Source organism: Sphingopyxis sp. LC81 (genome assembly GCF_000756375.1).
Taxonomy (GTDB): Bacteria; Pseudomonadota; Alphaproteobacteria; order Sphingomonadales; family Sphingomonadaceae; genus Sphingopyxis.
In genome coordinates this window covers 81,649-107,876 of the sequence record NZ_JNFD01000014.1, presented here as the reverse complement: position 1 = coordinate 107,876, position 26,228 = coordinate 81,649, and the positions used below count along the sequence as shown (strand labels likewise).

Genomic DNA, 26,228 nt, shown 5'->3' with positions numbered 1-26,228 from the left:
CCTTGCTGCCAGCCCGCGTCACAACTGGATTGAGAAAGCGAGCTTCACGGATTCCGGGAGCCCCTGTTGCAGGAGACTCGATCCGGTAGATGCCCAATAACGCTTGCCGGTGATATTCTCGCCATAGGCCCTGAGCGTCGCGGGCTTGCCGAGCATCTCGAAGCTATAGCTCGCCCCTAGATCGAATGTCGTATACCCCGGCGCGAACCCCTGGTTCAACGCGTTAACTGCACGGCGTCCGACGTGGAACATGCCGCCCGACACTCGCAACCCGGGCAGCTGCGGCACGCGATATTCGACGAACAGCGAGCCGGACAGTTTCGCAACATTTTCGACCCGCTTGCCGACGACATTCGCCGCGCCCGATTGCTGGGCGGCATCGAGCGTCATCGCGCTCGCGGCGATGGAAAGGTTTGGCGTCACTTCGCCGACTGCGCTGAATTCCGCACCTTCGTATACGGCCTCGCCGTCCTGCACGAAGAAGTTCGCGCTGTTGAGATAGGCTGATGGACGCTTGATGTGGAAATAGGCCCCGGTGAGCAGCAGCCCCTGCAAAGGTTCGATCTTGACCCCGGCCTCTTTCTGCTTGCTGATCGCGGCGGGGAGGATTTCACCGGCATTGTTGGCGATCTGCTGCGCGATCGGCCCCGGCTCCAGCCCTTCGATATAGTTGGCGTAAAGGCTCGCCCAGGCAGCCGGTTTCACCATCAGACCGTAAGACCAGGTATCGGGTTTGATCTGGTAATCGCTGGTGCGGCTCACGTCACGATAGTCGGCCTTACGATAGCCCACCGTCGCCTGAAGCCACTCTCCGAGCGACGCGCGGTCGAAGATATAGACACCCAGATCCTCGGTGCGCGACGGGTTGGGGATGATGCGCGGCGCGCGCGGCTGCTGTGGAATCTGCACCGGATTATAGAGGTTTTGGGCGAAGCTGGTGCGCACCGCGGTCGGGACGTTGCTGTCGCGGGTCTGATAGGCAACGCCGACCAGCAAATTATGCTCGATCGGTCCGGTATGGAAGATGCCGGACACGTCGGCGCGATAGACGACGTTCCGATAGTCGTTGCCGCTCGTCTGGGCGACGGACACCCTACCGTTGCCCGTCGTCAGGTCATAATTGCCGAACGACGAATAGGCGCGGTCGCGGCTGAGATAGGACTGACCGATCGCGACAGACAATCGCCAGCTTGGTGCGAAGGCATAGTTGACCCGGGCGAGCAGGTTCGTTTCGTGTCCGCGTGCCTGCATCCATTCGCCGCCAAGATTTTTCGATGGCGATTGCAGCGGCGGCAAAGTGATGACGCCGTTGACCGCCCGCAGGCTGAATTCGGTCGGCTCGGAGATCGTCTTGTATATATATTCAGCGTCGAGCAGCACTTCGAGGCCAGAGAGCGGCTGCCAGTCGAACGCGCCGGTAACGAAATGCCGTTCACCGCTGGTCCGCCTGACGCCGGTCTCGACCAGCGAACTCCCCGCATTGACCCGGAGGCCGGCATCGCCGAAACGGCGGCTGACATCGATATCGGCACCGACCGATCCATTACTGTCACCCCGGACGGCAACACGCGTGATTGGCATGTCTGCCGGACGCTCGGTTACGAGATTGACGATCCCCGACGGGGTGGCGAAACCGTAATAGAGGCCGGCCGCCCCCTTCAGCACCTCGATCCGGTCCTTGCTTTCGATCGGCTGCTCGACCAGATTAACGACCGGCAGCACGCCGTTCCACCGGACATTGGCAAAATTGCTCAGCGTAATGCCGCGAATGGCGAGATTGCTGTAGATGCTTGTATTGATCTGCGCCTGGGTCACGCCCGGCGTGTTGCGGACGGCGTCGATGACCGATCGGGCCTGTTGTGCATCGAGCAGTTCCTTGGTCATGACTGCAACCGTGAGCGGTGTATCGCGCAGCCGCGCATCGCGGAATGTGCCCGCTTGGACAAAGTCCGCACCGAAGCTGTCGCGGCGATCAGCCGTTACGACGATATCCCCATCGCCGCTTTGCTCGCTATCTCCGCTTTGCGCGCTTGCCGGGCAGGCAGTCGTCAGAGCGGCAATGACGCCAGCCGCAGCAATGCCGCTGATAGGTGTTTGCCTGCACAGGTGAACAAAGTTGCGCATTGAAATGGTGCTCCCCCAACGGTCGTTGGCCGCGCCATATAGTATTGCGACGCATTTGCAACTATTTATTATGCAATGCCTTGGAGTGGATTTCGACCGCACCTCCGGGCTGCCCCCTCAACCCACCGGCCGAGTCGCGCCGCCGACGCTTAGATGCTCGCGCGCACGTTCGAGGTCGAGTATGCGACAATCCAGACCGAAGTCGCGCTATAGGATGACGCGGAAACCCCACGTGAACAGCTATTGACGAGATGCACCAAGCGGCATTTTTAGGGTGATCAATGTGAATATCGCCGACTCGGAAAGAAGGTGTGCCGAGTTGAACCCATACTCGCGGCGTATCCCCACGAGACTGCGTTGTCGGATCACCGGTGCGTTGGAGTGATCCGAAATCGCTTGAATGCGAAGAACCGGCATGGCAGCATCGGTAGCGTCGAGAGCCACTTGGCGAGCCAACCCGAAACGATCCGACATGATCAGGCGCGTTGGGGTGCGGCGCTTTCCATCATTTCGATGATCGGGCAGTCCGGCACATGGTCGCCCGAGCAATGCTCTACGGTTGACGTAAGCAGGCTCTCAATCCGCGCCAAGGCCAGCATCTTACGTCGGACCTGATCCAGATGATGAATTGCGATCTGTCGGACCTCATCGCAGCAAGCTGCTTGCGGGCCGCCGAGGGAGAGGATGGCGCGAACTTCGTCAGGAGAAAACCCAAGCTCTCGTGCCCGCTTGATGAAGTTGAGTGCGCGAACGTGCGACTCTGCATAGACCCTGCGCCCGCCGCCGGTTCGATCAGGCTTGAGAAGCATCCCGACCTTTTCGAAATAACGGATGGTCTCGATATGAACGCCTGTACGGCGAGCAAGTTCGCCTATCATCAGACCCGCCATGGTCAAACCTCTTGCTTCTGTAGCCACTACAGATGGCACATAGGGGCGAATCGACCAGGAGACGAGACTTGCCTGAACGCCATACACACTCGTCCGCGCGGCCGGTCGGAACGGAACGTCGAGTTGTCGTTGCTGGAACAGTTGCCGCCGCTGGAACGATAGGTGGCCTCGCCGCCCTGATTTCTGCGTCCGCCTGTTGCGTGCTGCCTTTTGCGCTGGCCAGCATCGGAATCGGTTCAGGCGGCCTGGCTGTTTTTGTACCCTACAGATGGCCGCTCGCCGCTCTTGCCCTCGTTGTCGTGATGGTTGGATGGATCGTCTACATACGGAGGCACCGCGCCTGTTCTGTCAGATCCGACTGCACAGCCTCTGCATCGACAAAGGCAACTCTGGCGGCGCTACTCGTTGCGTCCACGCTAGTCACAGTCTCTCTGCTGTGGGATTTCATTGAACAGCCGCTGCAGCGTGCACTGGGCGGCCTCTGATGCAGACCGCCTCCACCATCGCTTGTCCGAAATGCGGCAAGGCATCGACTGAAACAATGCCAACCAATGCCTGTCAGTTTTTCTATGATTGCAAACATTGCGGCGTCATGTTGCGCCCATTGCCGGGAGACTGCTGCGTTTTCTGCTCTTATGCAGACGTGCCCTGCCCCCCGATTCAAGAAACCAAGAGCGGCGGTGGTTCCTCCGCCTGTTGCTCCCCCACTGACGCTGCCCGGAAATGCCGGTCAAATCGGCAGGATACTGAGAGAAGGTAGGTATTCTCCCGCTCGCGAACAAAGTGCCAAACCGGACCGAGGAACGGTCCCCCCTGTTCGGCCCAACTGCCTCACTGGCATTGCTGTCAGAATCCGTTCGAGGTATGACTGGCTGTACGGCAAGTCTCCAGTAGCAACCCGCTCCGTTACAGGACGCTTTGGATCATTTCCGCTCCCGGACATTTCGGCGAACTGCCCGTCACAATTATGGACATCCGTTTTCAAACACTTGCCGGGCAGGTCAGAAAGGCAAGGGTCAAGCGACTGCTGTCAACGCTCCGACCGGCATGAGTGGTCAAATGACTACTTCCAACGAATTATAACATCGGTGTGCCCGCGAACGCGGGAATGACGAGACGGGACAAAAACCGCGGTTTTCAGGGGCGCTTTCGGGCGCCTCTTTTTTTGCTTGTATTTGCGAATAATTCTCAATAGCAAGGTCAGGCAGTCCCCTCCTGCCGGCCGCTGCAACTTAAAGCTGCGCTTAAAGCGGCCGGCATCTTTTTCGAAAAGGAGAACGGACGGACCGCACGGGCCGGGAGAGAAGAACCTCATGCAAAGCAGCGAGCTGATCCGCCAATTGACCGAGCAGCCGCTGGTGTGCGATTTGCCGGTCGAAGCGGCGCAGGCGGTCCTGGCCCTTCGTTACTGCATTCTTTGCCGTCGCAGCGAACGCGACCCGATGCCCGAACTCGAACGCCGCTGGGGCAATATCCTCGCGGCGCGGCGCTATCGGCTGGTGGTCGAGGCGATCGGCCATGTCTGGCCCGATCCCTTTGCCGTCGCCCCGCCCTGCTGCCCGCGCGTCAGCTTCGACGAGGCGCTGCTCGCCGCGATCGTCGGCGCCGCCGCGCGCCGCGACCGCGTCCATTTCGACTGGCTGACCGCCGAGATGCTCGGCGGCGACGCACGCGAGATGCTGTTCGTGGCGCTCGAGAATTTCATTCGTGCCCGTGCGCCGGGGCGGGTTTAGACCCTAAGCTCGTCATTGCGAGCGTAGCGAAGCAATCCAGAGCTACCTTGCGCCGCTCCTGGATTGCCGCGTCGCCTTCGGCTCCTCGCAATGACGATCTAAGGACTGCACAGCTACTTCCCCGCCTTGTCGCTCACCGCCTTGATCACCAGTGCCTTGTCGTCGACGAGGTAGCGCTTCGCGAGCGCCTGCAACTCGGCCGGCGTCGCCGCCTCGACCGCGCCGATTCCCTTGCGGCTGCGGTCGAGGTGATCGGCGTGGCTCGCGGCTTCGGCGACATAGTTCAGCCAATAGCTGTTCTCACGCCGCGATTTCACCATCGCCTCGACGAGCGGCCTCCGCGCGCGGTCGAGCAGGTCAGGATCGACGGGCTTGTCGCGCAGTTCCTTGGCGATTGCGAAGATCGCCGCGCGGGTGGTCGCGAGATCCTTGTAATCGACGTTGCTCGCGGCGAAGAGATGGCCGTAGCCGGGGAATTCGTCGGACAGGCTCGCGGCGGCGGCGGGGCTGTAGCTTTCGCCGAGCTTTTCGCGCAGCTCCTCGGTCAGCATCAGCTGCATCGCGCGCGACAGCAGGGTGAGCTGCATCGCCTCGGCGAGGTCGCTGTCGTCGCGCGCCGGCCAATAGACGCGCAGCTCGGCCTGTTCGGCCGGCCCCTTGTGGATCAGCGTGCGTTCGCTGCGATCGGTCGCATATTGACGGATGCGCGCGTCGGTGCGCGGGTCGGAGGCGGCGCGGCGTTCGGGCAACGCCCCGAACGTCGCCGCGATCGCATCGATCGCCGACTGTTCGCCGATATCGCCGACGACGCCGATCTCGATCGCGCCATGCGCAAAGCTGTCGGCGACGACAGGTTTCAGCTGCGCCCAGTCGAGCGCCATCAGCTTTTCGAGCGGCGGCGTCTGCGAGCGCGGATCATTGTTGGCGAGGATACCGCCGACGTCGCGGCCGAGCACCGCCGCCGGGGTCGCGTCGTTCGCGGCATATTGCTGCGGCAGCACACGGCGGATCAACGCAAGCCCGTCGGGGCGGTAACCGGGATGCGTCAGGAACGCCGCCATGAGCTTGGCCTGCAGCGCGAAATCCTCGGGCGAGGTCAGCGCCGATCCGCCAAACGCGTCGGTGGAGTTGCCGAACACCGGGCTGATCGTCTTGCCCGCGAGGATCGAACGCAGATCGTCGAGGCTGTGCGCCTCGAGGCCACCCAACATCAGTGAACCGGCGAGCGACACCCTGGTCGGATCATCGCGCGTCGCGAGCAGGTTGCCGCCGTCGACGCGCAGCGACAGCATGACCTTGTCCTTCTGGAAATCGGTCGTCTTGATGTTGAGCATCACATTGTTGGCAAAGCGGATGCGCCGGATGCCGAGATCGTCGACACGCTCGTCGCTGACGATTTTTCCGGGGGTGCCGAAATTGTCGTACGCGAAGACGGCATTCGCGGCCTCGACCGGCGCCGCGACGGTGACCTGCGTCGAGGCACGCAAGCTGGCAAGGATCGCGTCCGCGCCGCCCTCGATCGGCTTCTTCGCCGTGACGCGCGCGAGGGGGGCGCTGAACCCTTCCATGCGCTTCTGGAACGCCGCAGTGACCGCCGCGGCGGTCAGCGACGGCGCCGCGGCCTCGAACAGCGCTTGCGAGGTTTCGGGCCGGACAAGGACGAAATCGCCATCGGCAGCCAGGATCAGCGCGTCGGCAAGCCCTTCGCTGCGCCGCGTCGTCACTCCGGCAACGGCGTTCCTGAGCGCGGTGCGGCGGTTCGCGAGCTGTTCGTCGACTTCGGTTTGCGTGAAGCCATGTTCGACGGCGCGACGCTGCTCCTGTTCGGCGAGCGCGAGCGCCTCCTTCCACGCGCCTTCCTTGGCGACCGCGCCAACGGTGATCTGGTCGAATTTCTTCCAGCCCTCGGCATCGCTGAAATAGCCGGTCAGGATCGGCGAATCCTCGTTCAGCGCGATCTTGGCGAGCCGGCGGCTGACGATCGCCTCGCCGACATTCTCGGCGAGCTTGCGCGCGCGTTTCGCCTTGGTGTCGGGCTCGTCCACCCACGGCTTGAAGCTCGCGATCGTCACCGAATCCTGGATCGCCGGATCGACGAAATCGTCGGCCGCGGCCGCGCGCTTGTAGTCGACATTGCCGATTTCGGGGTCGGCGCCGGCGGGACCGATGCCCTTCCAGTCTGCAAAGCGCGCCTTGATCTTCGCCTCGACCGCCGCAGGGTCGAAATCGCCGACCATAACCAGCGTTGCGCGTTCGGGACGGTAATAACGGTCATAGAGGTCACGCAGCCGCGATGCGGGCGCGGTCCTGATCACCTCCTCGGTGCCGACCGGGATGCGGGTCGCGACATTCATCCCCTTCATCTGGAAGTCGAGCTGGTCGATCAGGCTGCGCAGCTGATAGGTGTCGCGCGCGCGGCGTTCGGACAGGATGATCCCGCGCTCACGGTCGACCGCGGCGGGATCGATGGTGAGATTGCCCCCCGTTTCGCGCATCAGCATCAGCCCGGTGTCGATCAGATCGTCCGATGCATTGGGCAGGTCGAGCTTGTAGACCGTCTCATCAAAGCCGGTCGACGCGTTGGTATCAGCGCCGAACGCCAGCCCCTTGCGTTCGAGCAGCTTGATCATCTCGCCCTCCGGCACATTGGTCGATCCGTTGAACGCCATATGTTCGAGGAAATGCGCAAGGCCGCGCTGGTCTTCGGCCTCGGCAAAGCTGCCGACCGCGAAGCGCATGCGCAGCACGACGCTGTCCTTGGGCGTGCTGTTTTTCAGCAGCGCATATTTCATCCCGTTGGGCAGCACGCCGAAGACGATGTTCGGATCGACCGGCACATCGCTCGCCGCGAAATTCCACGCCTTGGCGGCTTCGCTCTGCGGATTGACCGCCGCGGGTGCCGCAACCTTTGCGGGCGCTTCTCTGGCATAGACCGGGGCAGTGCTGGCGATGAGGAAAACGAGGGGCGACAGCGCGGTCGAGACGCGCCGGACAAAGGATTTGGTCATACGTCCGATGTGGCCACCGCCCTTCCGGCGGTCAAGCCAGTGTTACGCGACCCGGCCGATGCTTTCGACGGACGACGTCTTCTCGCGGTCGGCGGCTTTCGCGGCGTAGAGCGCGCGGTCGGCGACCTCGAGCAATTTGCGCGCGCTGTCGCCATGCTCGGGCCAGCTGGCGGTGCCGACGCCCGCACCGACGCCGATCGAGCGGCCGCCGATGCGGTAGGGCGCGGCGAGCGCGGCGAGGACATGGTCTGCGAGCGAGGTTTTGAGCAGGATCGACCCGGCGGGCACGAGGATCGCGAACTCGTCGCCGCCCTGCCGCGCAACCACGGCATGGTCGCCGCACGCGCGGCGCAGGCGTTCGGCGAGCTCGCACAAGACGCCATCGCCGATCGCATGGCCGTGCTGGTCGTTGATCGGTTTGAAGCCGTTGAGGTCGAGCAGCGCGATCGCGAACGGGTTGGCCGCGTCGCCTTTCGCAATCTCTTCGTCGAGCCGCATGTCGAATTCGCGGCGGTTGGCGAGGCCGGTCAGCGGATCAGTGTGCGCCAAGTCACGCATCTGATGCTGAAGCTGGAGCAGGTCGATCAACTGGTCGTGCTGTTGCAGGATCATGCGCAAGAGGAAGATCGTCGCGACGACGAGGCTGGTGCCCGCGGCGATTTCGGGCGGGTTGCCAGACGTCAGCATCAGGAACGAAATCGGCACCAGCCCGATGATCAGGTTGATGAAGGTCGCGAGGCGGATCGACGACAGACAATAAGCGGTCGCGAGCGAGCCCATCGCCATAATCATCGCATAATAGCTGTGCGTCGACGGCGGCGCGGCGAGCCAGTTGATCACCGTCCAGGCGCTGCACATCGCGCCCGTCGTCCCCGACAGCCACATCGATTCTTTGATCATCCGCCGTGCGCGGCGCAGGCTCATCCGCCGGCCGCGATTGTGCATCAGGAAGACGAAGCCGAGCACGCCGATGAGCGCGAGCGTGATCGGGAAACCGATGCGGACGATCGGGTGGACCGTCTGCACCCCGGCATAGATGGCGGTAGGCGTCGTCGCCGCCAGCATCAGGAAAAGCATCGGGGTCAGCGTTTCGACGCGATTGGCGCGCAGCAAGGCGACGTCGTCCCGAATCGCGTCCGGAATCGGCGGAAAAAAACGCCTGCGCAGCCAGTGATAGACCCCCGTCATAACGGCGGGATAGCAAGCGCGAGTAAAGCAGGGGTTAAGGAATGAAAGCTTGTCTTATCACTTACCTAACAGCGCCGCGCAGGCGCATGGCTTGCGAAATATTAACCATGTTCATGGACAAGCCCGGCCACTTGTTTCGCGCCCGAAAGGAGCCACGCCATGTCTTATCCGACGCCGCAGCTGACCACATCCAGTCCCGCACCGGCCGCGCCAATGCCCTCGGCCGATCCCACGCTGCCGCAGGATGACACGCCCGCCGAGCAGGCCGCACGCGCGGCGCAGCTGACCGCGACGCAGGCCGTTTATACATGGACGACCGACGTCCCGACCTTGCCCGGCGTGCCGCTCGCGACGAATGTGCCCAAGAATGACGAACCGACGATCGCGTGGTTCGTGATCCTGATCGGCGTCGGGCTGGGCATCGTGCGCAACGCGCTGACGGTGAAGCTGAGCGGCGTCGATAAGGGCGAACTCGATAGCCCGCGCGCCGAATATGAGGCGGCACTCGCCGAATGCAACGCGATCGAGGCCTCGGCGGCGAAGATCGCTGCCGAACATGGCGTGCACACCGGCGGCAATATTTTCGAACGGATGATCGGCGATGTCGAAAACGCCGTCGCCGCCGCCGAGCGCGACGCGCATGTTGCGCTGCTTCAGGGTTATAAGGACCGGCTCGAAGAGCTGATGAAGGTCGAGGACGCCGACGGACTCGGCGGAAAAACCCCGCGCAGTATCGAGGCGTATCGCGCGCTTTTCGCGACGCTGCCCGTTCCGGGCGTCAGCTATATGTTCCAGGACGACAGCGAGTTTGCGCGGCTGCGCGTGCAGGGCCCGAACTGCATGCTGATCACCGCGGTCGGCGATACGCTGCCCGCCAATTTCCCGCTGAGCGCCGCAAAATATAGCGCGGTGGTGAATGGCGACACGCTGGACGCCGCGCTCGCAGATGGGCGCCTGTTCCTGCTCGACTACAAGCCGCTCGAAGTGCTCGACCCCGGCACCTATGGCTCTCTCGCCAAATATGCGTGGCAGCCGATGGCGCTCTTCGCGGTGCCGCCGGGTGGGTCGTCGCTGATCCCCGTTGCGATCCAGTGTGGGCAGAATCCGATCGACTATCCGATCTTCACCCCCTCGCCCGTCGCCGACAAGATCTGGGGCTGGGAAATGGCAAAGTTCGTCGTGCAGGTCGCCGACGGCAATTATCATGAGCTGTTCGCGCACCTTGCGCGCACGCATCTGGTGATCGAGGCCTTCGCTGTCGCGACGCACCGCCACTTGGCCGAAATCCACCCGATCTGGGCGCTCCTCGTCCCGCACTTTGAAGGGACTTTGTTCATCAACGAACAGGCGGCGACCTCGCTCATCGCCGCGGGCGGCCCGATCGACCATATTTTCGCGGGCACGATCACGTCGAGCCAGCTCGCCGCGGTCGATGCGCGGCTGGCGTTCGATTTCTATGCCAAGATGCCGCACGCCGACTTTTCCGCACGCGGGGTCGGGATCGATTCGGCGCTCGCCGAATATCCGTACCGCGACGATGCGCTGCTCGTGTGGGACGCGATCCACGAATGGGCGCGGCAGTATGTCGACCTTTATTATGCGCACGACGCCGATGTCGTCGCCGATACAGAGCTTAGCGCGTGGGCGGCATGCCTTGCGGGCGAAGCGAAGATCAAGGGCTTCGGCCCGGTGACGACGCGCGCGCAGCTCGCCGAAATCTGCACGATGGTGATGTTCACCGCGAGCGCGCAGCATGCCGCGGTCAACTTCCCGCAAAAGGACATCATGGCGTTCGCACCGGCAGTTACCGGCGCGGGCTGGCAGGCGGCGCCGAACGGACAGCGCGGGCATGACAAGGCGGGCTGGCTCGCGATGATGCCGCCGATGGCGCTCGCGCTCGAACAATTGAACGTGCTCGAACTGCTGGGATCGGTGCATTACCGCCCGCTCGGCGACTATCGCAGCAACGCCTTTCCCTATCCCTTGTGGTTTCAGGACCCGCGCGTGACGGGGGCCGAAGGCCCGCTTGCGTGGTTCCAGGCGGCATTGCAGGGCGTCGAGGCCGAGATCGTCCAGCGCAACAGCGAACGGATGCAGCCTTATCCCTATCTGCAGCCGAGTTTGATCCCGACAAGCATCAATATCTGACGCCAGAAATGCGAACCCCGGCAAAAGCCGGGGTTCGTGTATCGTGCGACTGGTCCGCGGTACGCTGGGATCAGCTACCCTTTTTCTTCCGGTGGCTTTCGAGGTCGAGCACCGCATTCTCGCCGCCCTCGGGCAGCAGGCCGAGCCGGCGCGCGACTTCCTGATAGGCTTCGACTTCGCCGCCGAGGTCGCGGCGGAAGCGGTCCTTGTCGAGTTTTTCGTTCGTCGTCATGTCCCACAGCCGGCAGCCGTCGGGGCTGATCTCGTCGGCGAGGATGATCCGGCTAAAATCGCCTTCATAAAGACGCCCGAACTCGAGCTTGAAGTCGACGAGGCGGATGCCGACCGCGGCGAACATTCCGCTCATGAAGTCGTTGATGCGGATCGCCATGTCCTGAATGTCGTGAAGCTCGTCCTGGCTGCACCAGTTGAAGCAGGCGATATGCTCTTCGGCAACGAGCGGATCGCCGAGCGCGTCGTCCTTGTAGCAATATTCGATCAAGGTGCGGGGAAGCTGCGTCCCCTCTTCGATCCCCAGCCGCTTCGACAGCGTGCCCGCGGCGACATTGCGCACGATCACTTCGATCGGCACGATCTCGACCTGGCGGATCAGCTGCTCGCGCATGTTGAGGCGGCGGATAAAATGGTGCGGCACGCCGATATTGCCGAGCAGCGTGAAGACATGCTCCGAAATCCGGTTGTTGAGCACGCCCTTGCCGCTGATCGTGCCCTTTTTCTGGGCGTTGAACGCGGTCGCGTCATCCTTGAAATACTGGATCAGCGTGCCCGGTTCGGGGCCTTCGTACAGGATCTTCGCTTTGCCTTCGTAAATCTGGCGGCGACGGGACATGGCGTGCAAACTTTCTGTCGGAACCAAATGAATGACCCCGGCAAAGCGACTCAGACGGAGGCGCGCCGCCGGGGCGATGGGGCGCCTATAGCGACAAAGGTCGGGCGCGTCATCCCCGCCATCGCGCCCGATGATTTACGTTTACGTCAACTAGAGCTTGCACTCCTCCGCCGCGCTTGCGACGCTGCCCCAAAACCAAGGAGAGAGATGGATGAGCTTCGACCAGATTCGCCTCGACAAGCATGAAGGCATCGCGCTGCTGACGCTGCACCGGCCCGACCGGATGAACGCCTTCACCACCGAGATGATGCTCGAGATCGTCGCCGCGCTCGACGAATGCGACGCCGACGACGGTGTGCGCGCGGTGATCTTCACCGGATCGGGCGACCGCGCCTATTGCGCCGGCGCCGACCTCGGCCAGGGCGCCGCGACCTTCGATTACGACAAGCGCACCGACAAGGCGGCGCTCTTGCCCGACGGCATGGCGGCGAGCCCGGTCGCCGAAGACGGCACGATCGACTGGTCGCACCCGCTGATCCGCGATTCGGGCGGCCGCGTGTCGATGCGCATCTTCGACTGCAAGAAGCCCGTGCTCGGCGCGATCAACGGCGCCGCGGTCGGAATCGGCGCGACGATGACCTTGTCGATGGACGCCCGCCTCGCGAGCGAAACCGCACGCTACGGCTTCGTCTTCGCGCGGCGCGGGATCGTGCCAGAGGCCGCGTCGAGCTGGTTCCTGCCGCGCCTCGTCGGCATCCAGAATGCGGTCGACTGGTGTTATTCGGGGCGCCTGATCGACGCCGCGGAAGCGCATGAAAAGGGACTGGTGCAATCGGTGCACAAGCCCGGCGAACTCGTCGATGCCGCGATTGCCAAGGCGCGCGAGCTGACCGAGCATAGCGCGCCGGTATCGGTCGCGCTCACCCGCCATATGCTGTGGCGAATGCTCGGCGCGCCGCACCCGATGAGCGCGCATCGCTGGGACAGCCGCGCGATCTTCGCGCGCGGGCGCAGCGCCGATGCCGCCGAGGGCGTGTCGAGCTTCCTCGAAAAGCGCCCCGCGAACTTCGCCGTCAGCGTCGCGAACGATTACCCCTGGTTCGCCGAGTTCGAGGACACGCCGCCGTACAACTGAGTGTCAGCCCGCCACGCCGCCGCGCTTCCTGAAATAGGGCCTGAAGAACATGTAGAGGCCGGAGAATATCAGCAGGAAGAGCGGCGGCAACGGCAGGTAGTAAACCCATTGGGCGGGCTCCTGCCCCGCCCCGAGCATGACGAAAATCGCGAGCACGATCGCCGAAAAGAGGATCGACACCCAGCGGTGAAACTGCCGGATCCATAGACTCCAGTTCATATCCTTCTCCCTGTTTGAAGTTCAATCGAGACCCGCAACGAGCTTCTCGAGATTTTCGAGGTGGATCTTCCAGCCGCCCTTGGCGCCGCCGAAAGCCTGCTTCTGGTCGGGACGGAAACCGACCTGTTCCATGCGCAGCAGCGTGCCGGCGGGCGTCGGTTCGAGCGTGAAGGTCACGGTGCTGTCGAGCCGGTAGGCCGGATCGTCATGCGCATAATTCCAGGTGTAGGAGAGGCTCCGCCCCGGTTCGACGTCGAGAATCTCGCAATCGACATTGCCCCAGTCGCCGCGCAGCTGGAAGCGATGACCGAGGCCCAAACCGAAGTCGTTCTTCATCAGCCATTCCTCGATCAGATGCTGCGTCGTAAGCGCGCGCCAGATCTTTTCGGGTGGGTGCGGAATTTCGCGCTCGACGGTTACGGTGCGCACGTCGGTATCGGTCATTGATCCATCCTTTTGAGCAAATTTTCGAGATCGTCGAACCGCGCCTCCCAGAAGCGGTTCATGCGCCCGGTCCAGTCGACCAGCGGCGCGAGCGCGCGCTGCTGCGCGCTATAGTGCGTCTGACGGCCCTCGTGCCGATCGAGCACGAGACCCGCCTGCTTGAGGATGCCGAGATGCTTCGACACCGCGGGCTGCGAAATGCCCGCGCCCGCGGTCAGCGCGCCGACCGTCTGCTCGCCGTCCAGGCAAAGCCGTTCGAACAGCGCGCGCCGGCTGGGATCGGCGAGCGCCTTGAAGAGAAGATCGGGTGAGGGTTGCGTCATAATCCATAACTCACTGGCTATGCATTTTCTCATAACCACATAGTTATGGATGTCAAGCGCCGCCATCGTGACGGCACCACCGCCCATCGGACGCTGGAGCCGGCGTTTGCCTTCTGGCTAGATGCGGGAATGAATCCTCCGTGCACGCCTTCCGTCCACCCTTCGCGCCGCTTCGTCTGCGCCGGGGTGCTGGCAGGAATCACTGTCCCATCCATTGCCATTGCGAGGCCCGCCATGCCCAATCGTGCGATCAATCCCACCGGCGTTTCCTATGCGCAGGCACATCTTGTCGAGGCACCGACGCGCTGGCTGTTCGTCAGCGGCCAGATTCCGGTCGACGAGAAGGACGAGGTGCCCACGGACATCGAGGATCAATGCCGGCTCGTCTGGCGCAATATCGAAAAGCAGCTTCTTGCGGGCGGGATGACCTTGCAGGATCTGGTCAAGGTCACCGTTTTCCTATCGGATCGCCAGTATCGCGCGGCGAACTACAAGATACGGCACGAAGTGCTGGGCGGCCACTCGCCCGCACTGACGATTATCATCGCCGATATCTATGACGAAGCCTGGCTGCTCGAAATCGAGGCGATCGCCGCCGCCTAGCGATCCTTGTCGCGTTTCAAGATCAGCGCGGTGGTTGTGTCCTCGACCCCCGCGATCAGCGCGATCCGGTCGCGCACGATGTTGAGCCCGGCCGCATCCGCCGCCTCGATCTCGACGAGCAGGTCGATCTCGCCGCTCAGCGAATAGCAGCGCGCGACCTCCGCCATGCCGGTCACCGCCGCGACAATGTCGGGCGAGGGCGTGCGCGCCAGCCGCAGTTGCAGGATCGCCGCAATCCCGCCTTCGTCGACGATGCGCGCGTGATAACCGCCGATCGTCCCCGCGGCCTCCAACTTCGACAATCGTTCGCGCACCGAACTGCGCGCGAGGCCAACGGTCGCGGCGAGCGTTTTCAATGGCAGGCGGGCATTGTCACGCAGCATCGCCACGATTTGCCGGTCGATCGCGTCCATATCCTCTCCCCCGCCGCCCTTTTGGCGCCGCCACCGCCGATCGGACGCTGGCCAACCGCCTCGGGCCCGGCAAAATTCACCGCGCATCTGCTAGCGTCTTGCCGGAGAGAAAGTCCATGATGTTTGCCAACCGCGCGCCAGCGCTCTTCTCCCTCGGGATGCTTGCGGGATGCACTGCGGCGGCGGATACGCCGGTGCCGGGCAGCGCGAAGCTATGGACCCCTGCCGCCATCTCGGGCCCCGGTTATGAATCCTCGCCGACCTTCACCCCTGACGGGCGGACGATGATCTACCTCGCGGCCGACAAGGATTTCCAGCGCTACCGGCTGATGCAGTCGCAATGCGAGAATGGCGCATGGCGCAAACCCGTGCCGCCGTCCTTCGCGATGCCGCTGCCGGCGATCGAAGCCGACCCGTTCGTCACGCCCGACGGCAAGCGGCTCTATTATATCTCGTCGCGGCACGCGCCGGCGAAGGAGGATTTCGACATCTGGTACGTCGAGCGTACCGCGGATGGCGGCTGGGGCGAGCCGCAGCGCCTGCCCGAACCGGTCAACTCACCCGCCGCCGAGCTGCTGCCGCGCACCGATCCCGCGGGCCGGCTCTATTTCGGGTCGAGCCGCAAGGGCAGCGCTGGCGGCGGCGACATCTATGTCGCGACCGAAGTCCGGCCCGGCGAATGGACGGTCGCCAATCTCGGCCCGCCGGTCAGCGCGGGCGGTTACGAGTATGAGGCGGAGATTTCACGCGACGGCCGGACGATGATCACCGTGTCCGATCGCGGGGACCGGTCGCATCTCTACCGCTATCGCCGCGAGGGCGACCGCTGGGTCGAAGCCGGGCGCATCCCCGCCGATCCCGCCCAGTTCCAGGTCGGCCCGCTGCTGTCGCCAAAGGGCGACCGGCTGCTCTTCGCGCAGCGGCACGGCGAGCGTTCGGGCGAGATGTTCCTGATCGACCTTGTGCCCGAACCCGACCGGTCGTGGCCGCCGAGGTGCGGCGATCAGGCGGCGTTATAGACGCGGCGCCCGCGCTCCGCGGTCATGCTGTGCGTATTCTTCAGCGCAAGCGAACGCGCGCGGATCGTTTCGACGCTGTGCCAGTTCGCGGTCATCCGTTCGGGGGAGAATTGCACGGTCACATAGCCGCGATCGGCGGTATTTGCCCATTTGAGCTGCGGCGACGAGCGGCGCAGCGCCGAGACGCGCGCCTCGTCGGTCACGCCCTTGATATAGCTTTCATACCCCGGCGAGGTGACGCTCTGTCCCGCGATCTCGATTCCCGCCGGCCGGCCGTCCTCGGCGAGGTCGAAGGCCCAGGCATTGTGCGTGTCGCCGGTCAGCGTGACGAGGTCGGCATCGGCGCGCTGCGCCGCGGCGAGCAGGCGGCTGCGCGCGGCGGGATAGCCGTCCCACGCGTCGAGGTTGAGCGGTAGGCCCGCCTTGGCCGCAAGCTGCCCCGCCTCGACGCGGCGGCGGATATAGTCGGGTTGTTCGCCCGCGAACCAATCGCGCGTCTCGGGCGGCGTGAAGAGCGTGCCCATCACGACCTGCTGCGCGCAGACCTGCCAGCGCGTTCCCGCCCTGGTCGAGGCGGCGAGCCCGTCGAACAGCCATTTTTCCTGCGCCGCGCCGAGCATCTGGCGCACGGGCTCGCGGTAGCCGGTTTCGGCGAACTGCTTGAGCTTTGCCGCGGCGTCGCCCCCACCGGCGATGATCTCGTCGACCTCGAACTGCCGGTCGCGCGCCGTCACCCGCGTTTCGGGGAGGAAGATCGTCGCGAGGTCGCCGACCTGATATTGGCGCCAGCGCGTGTCGGCGACGGGCATCCACTCGCGATAGGCGCGTTCAGCGGCTGCCATGCGCGCCGCCCAATCGCCTTCGCCCTCATTGTGATTTTCGGCGCCGCCCTTCCACACGTCATTCGCGAATTCATGATCGTCCCACTGGGCGATCATGGGAAACTGCTGGTGCAGCTTCTGCAGGTCGGGATCGGCGCGATACGCGGCATAGCGCAGCCGGTAATCGGCAAGCGCGACGATCTCGTGCGCGGGCTGGATCTCGCGCCCCGGAAGCGCCTGCTTCGCCGAGGGATAGTCGCCGGCCTTATATTCGTAGAGATAGTCGCCGACATGCGCGACGAGGTCGATGTCCCCGCGCGCCGCCGCATGGCCATAGGCATTGAACCAGCCGAACGGCATGTTCGAGCAGGAGAAGAGCGCCAGATTGAACGCCTTGGTCGACCCCTGCGGCAAGGTGCGCGTGCGGCCGGTCACCGACTTGGTGCCGTCGGGAGCGATAAAGCGATAATGATACCAGCGGCCGGGTTTCAGCCCGTCTACGATCAGCTTTGCCGTATGATCGCGCTCGCCCGCCGCGACGACGCTGCCGCCCGCGACGACTTTGGAGAAATCCTCGGTCTCGGAGAGTTCGGCTGTTAGCGTCGCATCATTCGCCGCGGCATAGCGCGTCCACAGCAGCACCGAATGGGGGCCCGGCTCGCCGCTCGCGACGCCATGGGTAAAGCCCTGCGCCATCATTGCGCGCGCCGCGCCCGGCAGCGACAGCGCCGCCAGCCCGACGGTGCCCAGCTTGATAAGATGACGCCGGTCGATCTCGCCCCAATGATGATGCATCGCGAATCTCCTCCTCTTTGGCCGGGTCTTTGCCCCGCCTTTGTGACGATTCGGGTGCTATCCCATCACTCCGAGCGCGAGCAGCAGCAGCATGAAGGTGATGACCGAAAAGAGGCTGAAAAAGAGCAGCAGGCTCGTGCGCACGAAAGCCCCGAAGCGCGACGAACGATAGGCGCCGCGAAGCTGGCGGTACATATGGAAGGGCACATAGAGCATCGCGAACGCGGTCGCGACGTCGCCGAATATCGTCAGGTTGAACAGGCGCACGACGACGAACAGGAGCAACATGAAGCTGATCGAGTAAGTCACGAAGACGAAATGGTCGTAAGTATGAAAGCGGCGGCTGAACGGAAACAGCAGCCACATGAAGGGCAGCGACAGCGGGATCAGCGCCCAAGCGAATTTATAGGCGTTTGCCTGTAGTTTGTATAATATGAGCGCGGGGTTCGCGTTCGCCTTTTCAAGGCCCTCGTCGATGAACGGCACCCCGGTATTGAAATTGGTGCGTGAAACGAATTCGACGCTGGTCATCATCTGCTTGCCCGGATCGTCGAGCACCGGCGGCCCCTTGGCACGCTCTTCCTTGCTCATGCTGCGCGCAACGCCGAGATAGTCGGCGCTTTTCTGGAGCGTTTCGCGCTCTTCGACGAGCAGGCGGCGTTCGGCTGCCTTCAGGTCCCTGGCCGCGAGGCTCGCGTCGACGCGTTTGACCTCCTCCTCGAAACTTTCCTTGAGCGCGTTCGAGCGCGTCTGCTCGGCCGCTGCCTTCGCGATCCCCTCGCCGACCCCGCCACCGCTGCCGACGATGGCGAGCACCGCATAGGTCAGAAACACCGCGAACAGGAACAGCGCGAGCGGCGAGACAAAGCGTGCGCGTTCGCCGTGGATATAGCGCCGCGTCAGGTCGCCCGGCCGCCAGCTGAGCAGCGGCAGCGTGTTCCAGACCTTGCCCTCGAAATGGAAGATCGCGTGGACGAGATCGTGCCCGATTGCGCCAAAACTGCGATGCACGTCGGCGCGCTGCCCACAATAATGGCAATGCGAGCCAGTTAGGCTGGTGCCGCAATTGAGGCAGCGCGCGCCGGCATGCGGCGCGCCCGTGCCCCCATGCCGCGGTTCGACCGCATGCCCTGCCAACCCGGCGGTCACCGCCGCCCCGATGCCTTCAATGTCCCCGCTCATGGCGCCCTGCCTAAAGAGGTGCGAGGTGCGGCGCAACGGGACTTTCGTCCCCGGAGCAAAGCGTGATAGGGCGGCGCCATGAACGCCGAAGCCCTCACCGCGCCGCCCCTGCCCGGCGACGCCGCCGCCCTGATCGCCGACATGGGCGCGCGCGCGCGCGCCGCGTCGAAGGCGCTCGCGCTGGCGCCGACGGCGGACAAGGCGGCCGGGCTGGTTGCTGCGGCGGCGCAGATTCGTGCGCGGTCGGCGGATATCCTTGCGGCCAACGCGGAGGACATGGCGGCGGGACAGAAGAACGGCCTGTCTGCCGCGATGCTCGATCGGCTGCGGCTCGACGAAGGCCGCCTCGCATCGATCGCCGACGCGATCGACGATGTCGCAGCGCTTCCCGATCCGTCGGGCGCCGAGATCGACCGCGTAACGCGCCCCAACGGGCTGGTGCTGAGCCGCGTGCGCGTGCCGCTCGGCGTCGTCGGCATCATCTATGAAAGCCGTCCCAATGTGACCGCCGATGCGGCGGCGCTCGGGCTGATGTCGGGCAACGCCGTGATCCTGCGCGGCGGCAGCGAGGCGGCGCATTCGAACCGCGCGATCCACGCGGCGTTCGCGGCGGGTCTCGTCGAGACCGGCCTGCCCGCCGACGCGGTGCAACTGGTGCCGACGCAGGACCGCGCCGCGGTGGGCGCGATGCTTCGCGCGCAGGGGCTGATCGACATCATCATCCCGCGCGGCGGCAAGGGCCTCGTCGCGCGCGTGCAGGACGAGGCGCGCGTGCCCGTGCTCGCGCACCTCGACGGGATCAACCACCTCTACATCGACGGCGCCGCCGACCCGGCGAAAGCCGTCGAGCTTGCGGTCAATGCCAAGATGCGCCGCACCGGCGTCTGCGGCGCGACCGAGACGATCCTGATCGACCGCGCCTATCCCGCGCCGCTCGCGATCGTCGACGCACTCGTAAAGGCGGGCTGCGAGGTACGCGGCGACAAGGGCGTCGTGGCGCTGAGCCCGCATGTCGACGCGGCATCGGCGGGCGACTGGGACACCGAATATCTCGACGCGATCGTGTCGGTCGCCATGGTCGACGGCCTCGCCGGCGCGCTCGCGCATATCGACGCGCATTCGAGCCGCCACACCGACGCGATCGTCACCGAGGATGCCGCCGCGGCTGAGCGCTTCCTGACCGGCGTCGACAGCGCGATCGTCATGCACAATGCCTCGACGCAGTTCGCCGACGGCGGCGAATTCGGCCTCGGCGCCGAAATCGGCATCGCCACGGGGCGACTCCACGCCCGCGGCCCCGTCGCGCTCGAAGGGCTCACGACGTATAAATGGCTGGTACGCGGTTCGGGACAGGTCCGGCCCTGACGCGCCGGATCCCCACCGGCCTCCTCGGCGGCAGCTTCAACCCCGCGCATGGCGGGCATCGCGCGATCAGCCTGAACGCGATCGACGCGCTCGGCCTTGACGAGCTGTGGTGGCTCGTCTCGCCGGGCAATCCGCTGAAGCCCAAGGCGGGGATGGCCTCGCTCTCCGCGCGCCTCGGCTCGGCGCAGCGCATAGCGCGGCGGTCGCCGATTCGCGCAACGGGAATCGAGGCTGAACTCGGCACGCGATACACGATCGATACGCTCAAAAAGCTCGTCCGGCGTTACCCGAACCGCCAGTTCATCTGGATCATGGGGGCCGATAATCTGGTCCAACTGCCCCAATGGCGCGACTGGCGGGGGATTGCCCGACTCATGCCGATTGCGGTTATCGCGCGTCCGGGCTATAATGACCGCGCCCATGCAAGGCGTGCGATGGGTTGGCTTCGGCGCTTCGTCCGGCCCGTGGACCAGAAATTACATTGGATGGACTGGAGACCGCCCGCCCTCGTGTTCCTGCGATTTTCGCCCGATGTGCGATCCGCAACTGCGATACGGCAGGCCAACCCCCGCTGGTTCGAACGCTATGAAGGCCGCGCTTTGCGCGACCCGCTGACCCGTTCGCGCCTTGTGGACCCGACTAGGAAAGGACGCATTTGATCTCCGCCAACCAGGATGCCGCCAGTGGCGCCGCATCCGCCCCAAAGCCTTCTGGCGATAACGTGGACGCGCTCCACGCTCTGATCCTCCACCAGCTGGATGAGGACCAGGCCCAGGAAACCATCTCCATCCCGCTTGCCGGCAAAAGCAGCATCGCCGATCACATGGTGATCGCGAGCGGCCGGTCGACGCGCCATGTCTCGGCGATCGCCGAGAAACTGGCACAGCGGATCAAGCAGGAAGCGGGCCGGCTGGTCCGCGTCGAAGGGCTGCCCAATGCCGATTGGGTGCTGATCGATGCGGGCGATGTCATCGTCCACCTGTTCCGCCCAGAGGTGCGTAGCTTCTACAACCTCGAGCGCATGTGGTCGTTCGGCGACGCGCCGCCGGTTACCGCGGCAAATTGACGTCCGCCCCGCCTACCGGCTAGGCGGACGCTCATGTTGCTGCACATCATCGCGCGCGGGCGCATCGGGCGCGGGCCCGAGGCCGAGCTGGTCGAGCGCTATATGAAGCGCGTGACCTGGGCGCAGAAGATTTCGGAGCTTCCCGATACGGGCGGCCGCATGCCCGCCGCGGCGGAGAATAGCCGCACCATCTTGCTCGACGAGGGCGGCGACCAGATGTCGTCGCTCGAATTCGCCAAATTGCTCGAAAAATGGCGCGACGGAGGGGTGCGCGAGGCGCGCTTCTGCCTCGGCGCCGCCGACGGCTTCACCCCCGAGGAGCGCGAGGGCGCCGACAAGGTCATCGCCTTCGGCCGCGCGACCTGGCCGCATTTGATGGCGCGCGCGATGCTCGCCGAACAATTGTGGCGCGCGACGAGCATCGTCGCGAACCATCCCTATCACCGCGAAGGCCGCCAGTGAGACGCGCGTTCGCCGTCTTGGCGATTACCGCCGTCTTCGGCGGCACGGCGCTCGCGCTGGCGCCGAGCGACATCTTCGATCCGCAGGCGATCGCGGCGCGCGAGCGCACGCAGCTGATCGATGCCAAGCAGCAGTCGGCGGCGGCGATGGCGCGCAGCGCATTGCTCGAAAAACAGGCGGTGGCGGCGAGCAGCGAGGCCGACCGGCTGAAGAAGCGCAGCGCGGCGCTCGCCGCGCGCATCCAATCGGCCGAGGCCGACATCAGCGCCGGCGAAGCCCGGGTCGCGCTCGTCAGCCGCCGTCTCGCGGGTCAGCGCGCGCGGCTGGCGCAGCAACAGCAGCCGTTGCTCGAACTTGCCGCCTCGCTCCAGCAGTTGAGCCGCCAGCCGCCGGTCAGCGTGCTCGCGCAGCCGGGATCGCTGACCGACATGGTGCACGCGCGCGCGGTGATCGACGCCGCGATGCCGGTGATCGAGCGCCGCACCGCCGGGGCGCGCCGCGAACTCGGCGCGCTGCAGACGGTACGGCAGCAGCAAGCAATCGCATTGAAGGCGCTTTCGACCAGCAAGACGCAGCTCGCGCAGCGCCGCGACGCGCTGACACGGCTCGAAAATGAAGGGCGACTCCGCTCGCGCGAGCTGATGAGCAGCGCGCAGCTCGAGGCCGACCGCGCGCTCGGGCTCGGCGAAAAGGCGCGCGACATCGTCGATCTGATGGACTCGCTCGAAGCCGACAGCGCGGTGCGCGCCGAACTGGCGCAGCTCGCCGGCCCGGTGCCGCGCCCGCGCAATCCTGCAGGCAGCGTCGCCAGTGCCGCGCCGCCCGCCGCGGCCGAAGCCGAATTGGCGCAAGGCGCCTATCGTCTGCCCGTCGTCGGGCGCATCGTCGCGGGGCTGGGCGAAGTCAACGAAAGCGGCGTCCGATCGCGCGGCGTGACGATCGCGGCGCGCCCGGGCGGCCAAGTCGTCGCCCCCGCCCCCGGCCGCGTCGGCTTTGCCGGCGATTATCGCGGCTATGGCAAGATCGTCATCATCGACCATGGCGGCGGCTGGGTGTCGTTGCTCACCGGCATGATCGCATTGTCGGTCGGGGTCGGCGACACGCTCGATCCGGGGGCACCGATCGGCCGCGCCGGTTCCGATGACAGCCGCATCACCGTCGAGCTCCGCCGCGCCGGCCGTCCGGTCGATATCGTCGCGATGATCGGTTGAGCGGCGCCGTTAATCGCCCGTTCGGCCGCTGTCTCGCATAGGGATGCACCGCTTGACGCCCGCAGATTTGCGTAGGAGGATGGCGGGCCGGGGATTATAAGGCGGGATTGCTCTCGCGTGACTGAAAGACGCCCATGACCGAATCGACCAAGACCGCCGTGTCCCCGAAGCGCCGCTTCGCCTTGTGGCAGGGCGCCGCCGCGCTCTCGACGCTGGCGCTCGTTCCGCTCGCGACCGGCGCGATGGCGACCGTCGATTCGAAGACGCAGGAAGAAATTTCGCGCTTCATGGACGTCTATCTCGAGGTCAAATCCAACTATGTCGAACCGGTCGACGATTCGAAGCTGATCGAAGGCGCGATCAACGGCATGCTCGCCAGCCTCGACCCGCATTCAGGCTATCTCGACGCGCGCGGCTTTTCGAACCTGCGCACCCAGACCGACGGCGAATATGGCGGGCTCGGCCTGTCGGTGACGATGGAAGACGGCGTCGTAAAGGTGATCGCGCCGACCGCCGACACCCCGGCCGACAAGGCGGGAATCAAGGCGGGCGATTATATCACCCACATCAACAAGGAACTGATCTTCGGCCTGACGCTCGACGAGGCGGTCGAACAGATGCGCGGACGTCCGGGCACCGAGATCGGGATCACCGTCGTCCGCGAAGGCCAGGACAAGCCGATCGAAATGACGCTGACGCGCGAGATCATCGACCTGAAGCCCGTGAAGTGGGAAGTCAGCGGCGACGTCGGCGTGCTCACCGTCACCAGCTTCTCGGCCGACGCGACGACCGACCTCAAGGCCGCGATGATGGCGGTCGAAAAATCGCTCGGCAAGAAACCGCGCGGCTGGATCCTCGACCTCCGTTCGAACCCCGGCGGGCTGCTCGACGAAGCCGTCGGGATCAGCGACCTGTTCCTCGAACGCGGCGAGATTGTTTCGCAGCGCGGCCGCAAGAAGGGCGATATCGAACGCTATTTCGCCGAACCCGGCGACCTCGCCAGCGGCGCGCCGGTCGTCGTGCTGATCGACTCGGGATCGGCCTCGGCCTCCGAAATCGTCGCGGGCGCGCTGCAGGACCAGCACCGTGCGGTCGTGATGGGCGAACGCAGCTTTGGCAAGGGATCGGTGCAGACCGTGCTGCCGCTGACCGACACCACCGCGCTGCGCCTGACCACCGCGCGTTACTACACGCCGTCGGGGCGCAGCGTGCAGGAAGGCGGGATCGAGCCCGATATCCGCGTGCCGCAGATTTCGGATCCCGACTATGCGTCGCGGCCGAAGTTCCGCGAAAGCGACCTGCGCCGCCACCTGGTCAACGAAAAGAAGGTCGACAACGGCCTGCTCGAAAAGGACGAAAAGGCCGATCCGCGCTTCACCGCGACCGCCGCCGACCTGAAGGCGAAGGGCATCGAGGATTTCCAGCTCCATTATGCGCTGCAGACGATCGGCCGCATCGGCCCGGTCGCGCCGCGCATGGCGCAGGGCGGCAAGCCGCCGGTCAAGCCTGCCAAGCCGACCGCGCGCAACTAAGGGGCGCGGGACATGCTGAACTCGCGGCTTTCCGCACCCGTCGTCGCGTTTCTCGCGCCGCTGCTGCTCTATGGCGGCGCGCTCGTGTCGCAATATGGCTTTGGCCTCCACCCGTGCGAGATGTGTTACTGGCAGCGCTGGCCGCATCAGGCGGCGATCGTGCTCGCACTGCTCGCGCTGCTCCTCCGCCGCAATGACAAGGCGATGCGCGCTCTCACCCTGCTCGCCGCCGTCGCGATCGCAATCAGCGGGGCGATCGGTATCTTTCACGCCGGGGTCGAATATGGCTTCTGGGAAGGCATCACCACCTGCGCAACCGGCGGCGCCGGTCCAGTGTCGCTCGATTCGATAATGAACGCGCCGCTGATCCGCTGCGACACCGCGCAATGGACGCTCTTCGGCATCTCGCTCGCGGGATTCAACGCGATCTTCTCGCTCGGCGCCGCAGCGCTCGTCTTGACCTTGCTGCGCCGGAAGACCACATCGGCGGCATGAGGAACAAGCGCACGGCATCGATGATCCGCGTCGACCAGGCGGGCGAATATGGCGCGACGCGCATCTATGCCGGCCAGCTGGCGGTGATGGGCGACCGCCACCCGATGGCGCGCGAAATCGCGCATATGGCCGAGCAGGAAGAGCGGCACCGCAAATTCTTCGATGCCATGATCGCCAAGCGCGGTGTGCGCCCGACCGCGCTCCAGCCCTTCTGGAACGTCGCGGGTTTCGCGCTGGGCGCCGTCACCGCCGCGATGGGTCCGCGCGCCGCGATGGCGTGCACCGCCGCGGTCGAGACCGAGATCGATCGGCATTACAGCGACCAGCTGGATGAACTCGGCGACAGCGACCCCGAGCTCAGCGCCGCGGTCGCCGACTTCCGCGCCGAGGAGCTGGAGCACAAGGAAGCCGCATTGGCGGCAGGGGCAGAAAGCGCCCCCGGTTACCCGATCCTCAGCTTCGCGATCCGCGCGGGCTGCCGTGCAGCCATCGCGCTGTCGAAACGTATCTGATAGAATAGCCGCCGGCGCCGTTCACGGCGGATGCAGGTAGCGGCTGCCATGCCGCCTGAAACGACAAAGGAAGATACGATGACCCGCCTCCCCCTGTTCGCGCTGATCCTCGCCGGCAGTGCTGCCGCCATGCCCGTGGCGGCGCAGCAGCAGACGGTCGATGCCGAAAAGATCAACCAGGTCATCATCTATGGCGACGACAAGTGCGAACAGTCGAGCCCTGACGAAATCGTCGTCTGTAACCGCCTGCCCGAAACCGAACGCTATCGCGTTCCCCAAATGCTGCGCGGCAATCCACTCGACGTGCGCAATGAGGCGTGGGCGAACAAGGTGGTCGCGCTCGAACGCGTCGGCCGCTTTGGCACCGACAGCTGCTCGCCAACCGGCCTCGGCGGCTTCACCGGCTGTACGCAGGCACTCGTCGCGGGGGCGAAGGCCGAACGCCAGGCTGCGAACAAGACTGACTGGCAGACGATGATCGCCGACGAACGCGCCAAGCGCATCGCGGGCATCGACGCCGCGGCGGACGAAGTTGAAGCCGCGGTCGTCGCCGAGGAACGCGCGCTCGCCGAACGGCAGAAAGCGGCCGAGGAACTCGAGCGTCAGGCGAACGGCCAGGCGCCCGCGCAGCCCGCCCCCGACGAAGCTGACGCCGCGCCGTTGCCTCCCCCGCCGCAGAACTGAAGGGCA

The 26,228-nt window shown here is 65.1% G+C and carries 27 protein-coding genes; 16 read left to right on the top strand and 11 right to left on the bottom strand.

Translation table 11 applies throughout. The features are described from left to right. Positions 1–18: 18 nt before the first annotated feature. On the bottom strand, positions 19–1,914 hold the full coding sequence (locus FG91_RS08035; protein ID WP_268746372.1) for a TonB-dependent siderophore receptor: 1,896 nt from the start codon (positions 1,912–1,914) through the stop codon (positions 19–21). 24 nt (positions 1,915–1,938) lie between these two features. On the opposite strand from FG91_RS08035, the gene FG91_RS21990 reads away from it, so the two are divergent. Then, positions 1,939–2,127, top strand: coding sequence for a hypothetical protein (locus FG91_RS21990; RefSeq protein WP_161785636.1), 189 nt, complete (start codon positions 1,939–1,941; stop codon positions 2,125–2,127). Between the two features lie 473 nt (positions 2,128–2,600). Here FG91_RS21990 and FG91_RS08025 read toward each other — a convergent pair whose 3' ends face one another. Then, on the bottom strand, positions 2,601–3,014 hold the full coding sequence (locus tag FG91_RS08025) for a MerR family transcriptional regulator (RefSeq protein WP_052187409.1): 414 nt from the start codon (positions 3,012–3,014) through the stop codon (positions 2,601–2,603). 484 nt (positions 3,015–3,498) lie between these two features. Between FG91_RS08025 and FG91_RS22585 the strand changes: the two genes are divergently transcribed. Beyond that, positions 3,499–3,774: a GDCCVxC domain-containing (seleno)protein gene (locus FG91_RS22585; RefSeq protein WP_081940476.1), complete on the top strand. Its 276-nt coding sequence runs from the start codon at positions 3,499–3,501 to the stop codon at positions 3,772–3,774. A gap of 553 nt (positions 3,775–4,327) precedes the next feature. Continuing rightward, positions 4,328–4,747, top strand: a complete 420-nt coding sequence (locus FG91_RS08020; RefSeq protein WP_037513924.1) for a hypothetical protein — start codon at positions 4,328–4,330, stop codon at positions 4,745–4,747. Positions 4,748–4,860: 113 nt separating this feature from the next. Here the strand turns inward: FG91_RS08020 and FG91_RS08015 are convergent, their stop codons facing one another. Further along, positions 4,861–7,755 (bottom strand): M16 family metallopeptidase, encoded by a 2,895-nt coding sequence (locus FG91_RS08015; RefSeq protein ID WP_037513922.1) that lies wholly within the window; start codon positions 7,753–7,755, stop codon positions 4,861–4,863. Between the two features lie 42 nt (positions 7,756–7,797). Further along, positions 7,798–8,868: a GGDEF domain-containing protein gene (locus FG91_RS08010; protein WP_235211978.1), complete on the bottom strand. Its 1,071-nt coding sequence runs from the start codon at positions 8,866–8,868 to the stop codon at positions 7,798–7,800. Positions 8,869–9,102: 234 nt separating this feature from the next. On the opposite strand from FG91_RS08010, the gene FG91_RS08005 reads away from it, so the two are divergent. Then, complete coding sequence (locus FG91_RS08005) at positions 9,103–11,091, top strand: lipoxygenase family protein (RefSeq protein WP_052187408.1); 1,989 nt, start codon at positions 9,103–9,105, stop codon at positions 11,089–11,091. A gap of 70 nt (positions 11,092–11,161) precedes the next feature. Here the strand turns inward: FG91_RS08005 and purC are convergent, their stop codons facing one another. Next, positions 11,162–11,941: a phosphoribosylaminoimidazolesuccinocarboxamide synthase gene (gene purC / locus FG91_RS08000; protein ID WP_037513919.1), complete on the bottom strand. Its 780-nt coding sequence runs from the start codon at positions 11,939–11,941 to the stop codon at positions 11,162–11,164. A 211-nt stretch (positions 11,942–12,152) separates the two neighbouring features. Here purC and FG91_RS07995 point away from each other — a divergent pair, with 211 nt between their 5' ends. Then, positions 12,153–13,076: a crotonase/enoyl-CoA hydratase family protein gene (locus tag FG91_RS07995; protein WP_037513918.1), complete on the top strand. Its 924-nt coding sequence runs from the start codon at positions 12,153–12,155 to the stop codon at positions 13,074–13,076. Positions 13,077–13,079: 3 nt separating this feature from the next. Here FG91_RS07995 and FG91_RS07990 read toward each other — a convergent pair whose 3' ends face one another. The 3 genes from FG91_RS07990 to FG91_RS07980 are packed head-to-tail and all read right to left on the bottom strand — an operon-like array spanning position 13,080 to position 14,062. Beyond that, on the bottom strand, positions 13,080–13,295 hold the full coding sequence (locus FG91_RS07990) for a membrane protein (protein WP_037513917.1): 216 nt from the start codon (positions 13,293–13,295) through the stop codon (positions 13,080–13,082). A 21-nt stretch (positions 13,296–13,316) separates the two neighbouring features. After that, the gene (locus FG91_RS07985) at positions 13,317–13,739 is read right to left on the bottom strand and encodes an SRPBCC family protein (RefSeq protein ID WP_037513916.1); all 423 of its coding nucleotides are present in this window, start codon (positions 13,737–13,739) and stop codon (positions 13,317–13,319) included. Next, positions 13,736–14,062 (bottom strand): ArsR/SmtB family transcription factor, encoded by a 327-nt coding sequence (locus FG91_RS07980; protein WP_037513915.1) that lies wholly within the window; start codon positions 14,060–14,062, stop codon positions 13,736–13,738. The genes FG91_RS07985 and FG91_RS07980 overlap by 4 nt, the downstream gene beginning before the upstream one ends. Positions 14,063–14,296: 234 nt before the next feature. Here FG91_RS07980 and FG91_RS07975 point away from each other — a divergent pair, with 234 nt between their 5' ends. Next, positions 14,297–14,665 carry a RidA family protein gene (locus tag FG91_RS07975; protein ID WP_037513914.1) on the top strand — a complete coding sequence of 123 codons (369 nt, stop codon included), beginning with the start codon at positions 14,297–14,299 and terminating at the stop codon, positions 14,663–14,665. Here FG91_RS07975 and FG91_RS07970 read toward each other — a convergent pair. After that, positions 14,662–15,078, bottom strand: a complete 417-nt coding sequence (locus tag FG91_RS07970) for an Lrp/AsnC family transcriptional regulator (RefSeq protein WP_037513913.1) — start codon at positions 15,076–15,078, stop codon at positions 14,662–14,664. The two genes, FG91_RS07975 and FG91_RS07970, sit on opposite strands and share 4 nt — an antisense overlap. A 116-nt stretch (positions 15,079–15,194) precedes the next feature. On the opposite strand from FG91_RS07970, the gene FG91_RS07965 reads away from it, so the two are divergent. Continuing rightward, complete coding sequence (locus FG91_RS07965) at positions 15,195–16,097, top strand: PD40 domain-containing protein (RefSeq protein ID WP_052187407.1); 903 nt, start codon at positions 15,195–15,197, stop codon at positions 16,095–16,097. Here the strand turns inward: FG91_RS07965 and FG91_RS07960 are convergent. Together FG91_RS07960 and FG91_RS07955 are read right to left on the bottom strand one after the other, a co-directional pair. After that, positions 16,082–17,713, bottom strand: coding sequence for an alkaline phosphatase D family protein (locus FG91_RS07960; RefSeq protein WP_037513912.1), 1,632 nt, complete (start codon positions 17,711–17,713; stop codon positions 16,082–16,084). The two genes, FG91_RS07965 and FG91_RS07960, sit on opposite strands and share 16 nt — an antisense overlap. 57 nt (positions 17,714–17,770) lie before the next feature. Continuing rightward, complete coding sequence (locus FG91_RS07955) at positions 17,771–18,895, bottom strand: DUF3667 domain-containing protein (protein ID WP_037513910.1); 1,125 nt, start codon at positions 18,893–18,895, stop codon at positions 17,771–17,773. A 78-nt stretch (positions 18,896–18,973) separates the two neighbouring features. Here FG91_RS07955 and FG91_RS07950 point away from each other — a divergent pair, with 78 nt between their 5' ends. From FG91_RS07950 to FG91_RS07910, 9 genes are all read left to right on the top strand, one after another. After that, positions 18,974–20,260: a glutamate-5-semialdehyde dehydrogenase gene (locus tag FG91_RS07950; RefSeq protein WP_052187406.1), complete on the top strand. Its 1,287-nt coding sequence runs from the start codon at positions 18,974–18,976 to the stop codon at positions 20,258–20,260. Further along, positions 20,224–20,919 (top strand): nicotinate-nucleotide adenylyltransferase, encoded by a 696-nt coding sequence (locus tag FG91_RS07945; RefSeq protein ID WP_052187405.1) that lies wholly within the window; start codon positions 20,224–20,226, stop codon positions 20,917–20,919. The genes FG91_RS07950 and FG91_RS07945 overlap by 37 nt, the downstream gene beginning before the upstream one ends. Beyond that, entirely contained in the window at positions 20,916–21,326 is a 411-nt protein-coding gene (rsfS, locus tag FG91_RS07940) for a ribosome silencing factor (RefSeq protein WP_081940474.1), read from the top strand. The genes FG91_RS07945 and rsfS overlap by 4 nt, the downstream gene beginning before the upstream one ends. Positions 21,327–21,359: 33 nt before the next feature. After that, entirely contained in the window at positions 21,360–21,788 is a 429-nt protein-coding gene (locus tag FG91_RS07935; RefSeq protein WP_037513908.1) for a 23S rRNA (pseudouridine(1915)-N(3))-methyltransferase RlmH, read from the top strand. Further along, the gene (locus tag FG91_RS07930; protein WP_037513906.1) at positions 21,785–22,999 is read left to right on the top strand and encodes a murein hydrolase activator EnvC family protein; all 1,215 of its coding nucleotides are present in this window, start codon (positions 21,785–21,787) and stop codon (positions 22,997–22,999) included. The genes FG91_RS07935 and FG91_RS07930 overlap by 4 nt, the downstream gene beginning before the upstream one ends. 134 nt (positions 23,000–23,133) lie before the next feature. Beyond that, a complete protein-coding gene (locus FG91_RS07925) occupies positions 23,134–24,531 on the top strand; it encodes a S41 family peptidase (protein ID WP_052187404.1) in 1,398 nt (465 codons plus the stop codon). A 12-nt stretch (positions 24,532–24,543) separates the two neighbouring features. Beyond that, a complete protein-coding gene (locus FG91_RS07920; RefSeq protein ID WP_037513904.1) occupies positions 24,544–25,026 on the top strand; it encodes a disulfide bond formation protein B in 483 nt (160 codons plus the stop codon). Continuing rightward, positions 25,023–25,538 (top strand): demethoxyubiquinone hydroxylase family protein, encoded by a 516-nt coding sequence (locus FG91_RS07915; protein ID WP_052187403.1) that lies wholly within the window; start codon positions 25,023–25,025, stop codon positions 25,536–25,538. The genes FG91_RS07920 and FG91_RS07915 overlap by 4 nt, the downstream gene beginning before the upstream one ends. Before the next feature lie 78 nt (positions 25,539–25,616). Further along, positions 25,617–26,222 (top strand): hypothetical protein, encoded by a 606-nt coding sequence (locus FG91_RS07910; protein ID WP_037513902.1) that lies wholly within the window; start codon positions 25,617–25,619, stop codon positions 26,220–26,222. The last annotated feature ends 6 nt before the right edge of the window (positions 26,223–26,228 follow it).

Coding starts and splice junctions, on each gene's coding strand:
- FG91_RS07920 (WP_037513904.1), top strand. CDS start 24,544: ATGCTGAACTCGCGGCTTTCCGCACCCGTCGTCGCGTTTCTCGCGCCG.
- FG91_RS08015 (WP_037513922.1), bottom strand. CDS start 7,755: ATGACCAAATCCTTTGTCCGGCGCGTCTCGACCGCGCTGTCGCCCCTC.
- FG91_RS07995 (WP_037513918.1), top strand. CDS start 12,153: ATGAGCTTCGACCAGATTCGCCTCGACAAGCATGAAGGCATCGCGCTG.
- FG91_RS07950 (WP_052187406.1), top strand. CDS start 18,974: ATGAACGCCGAAGCCCTCACCGCGCCGCCCCTGCCCGGCGACGCCGCC.
- FG91_RS08025 (WP_052187409.1), bottom strand. CDS start 3,014: ATGGCGGGTCTGATGATAGGCGAACTTGCTCGCCGTACAGGCGTTCAT.
- FG91_RS07990 (WP_037513917.1), bottom strand. CDS start 13,295: ATGAACTGGAGTCTATGGATCCGGCAGTTTCACCGCTGGGTGTCGATC.
- FG91_RS07965 (WP_052187407.1), top strand. CDS start 15,195: ATGATGTTTGCCAACCGCGCGCCAGCGCTCTTCTCCCTCGGGATGCTT.
- FG91_RS07980 (WP_037513915.1), bottom strand. CDS start 14,062: ATGACGCAACCCTCACCCGATCTTCTCTTCAAGGCGCTCGCCGATCCC.
- FG91_RS22585 (WP_081940476.1), top strand. CDS start 3,499: ATGCAGACCGCCTCCACCATCGCTTGTCCGAAATGCGGCAAGGCATCG.
- FG91_RS07925 (WP_052187404.1), top strand. CDS start 23,134: ATGACCGAATCGACCAAGACCGCCGTGTCCCCGAAGCGCCGCTTCGCC.
- FG91_RS07945 (WP_052187405.1), top strand. CDS start 20,224: ATGGCTGGTACGCGGTTCGGGACAGGTCCGGCCCTGACGCGCCGGATC.
- FG91_RS07970 (WP_037513913.1), bottom strand. CDS start 15,078: ATGGACGCGATCGACCGGCAAATCGTGGCGATGCTGCGTGACAATGCC.
- FG91_RS07985 (WP_037513916.1), bottom strand. CDS start 13,739: ATGACCGATACCGACGTGCGCACCGTAACCGTCGAGCGCGAAATTCCG.
- FG91_RS07935 (WP_037513908.1), top strand. CDS start 21,360: ATGTTGCTGCACATCATCGCGCGCGGGCGCATCGGGCGCGGGCCCGAG.
- FG91_RS07975 (WP_037513914.1), top strand. CDS start 14,297: ATGCCCAATCGTGCGATCAATCCCACCGGCGTTTCCTATGCGCAGGCA.
- FG91_RS08020 (WP_037513924.1), top strand. CDS start 4,328: ATGCAAAGCAGCGAGCTGATCCGCCAATTGACCGAGCAGCCGCTGGTG.
- FG91_RS07915 (WP_052187403.1), top strand. CDS start 25,023: ATGAGGAACAAGCGCACGGCATCGATGATCCGCGTCGACCAGGCGGGC.
- FG91_RS08005 (WP_052187408.1), top strand. CDS start 9,103: ATGTCTTATCCGACGCCGCAGCTGACCACATCCAGTCCCGCACCGGCC.
- FG91_RS07910 (WP_037513902.1), top strand. CDS start 25,617: ATGACCCGCCTCCCCCTGTTCGCGCTGATCCTCGCCGGCAGTGCTGCC.
- FG91_RS07960 (WP_037513912.1), bottom strand. CDS start 17,713: ATGCATCATCATTGGGGCGAGATCGACCGGCGTCATCTTATCAAGCTG.
- FG91_RS07955 (WP_037513910.1), bottom strand. CDS start 18,895: ATGAGCGGGGACATTGAAGGCATCGGGGCGGCGGTGACCGCCGGGTTG.
- purC (WP_037513919.1), bottom strand. CDS start 11,941: ATGTCCCGTCGCCGCCAGATTTACGAAGGCAAAGCGAAGATCCTGTAC.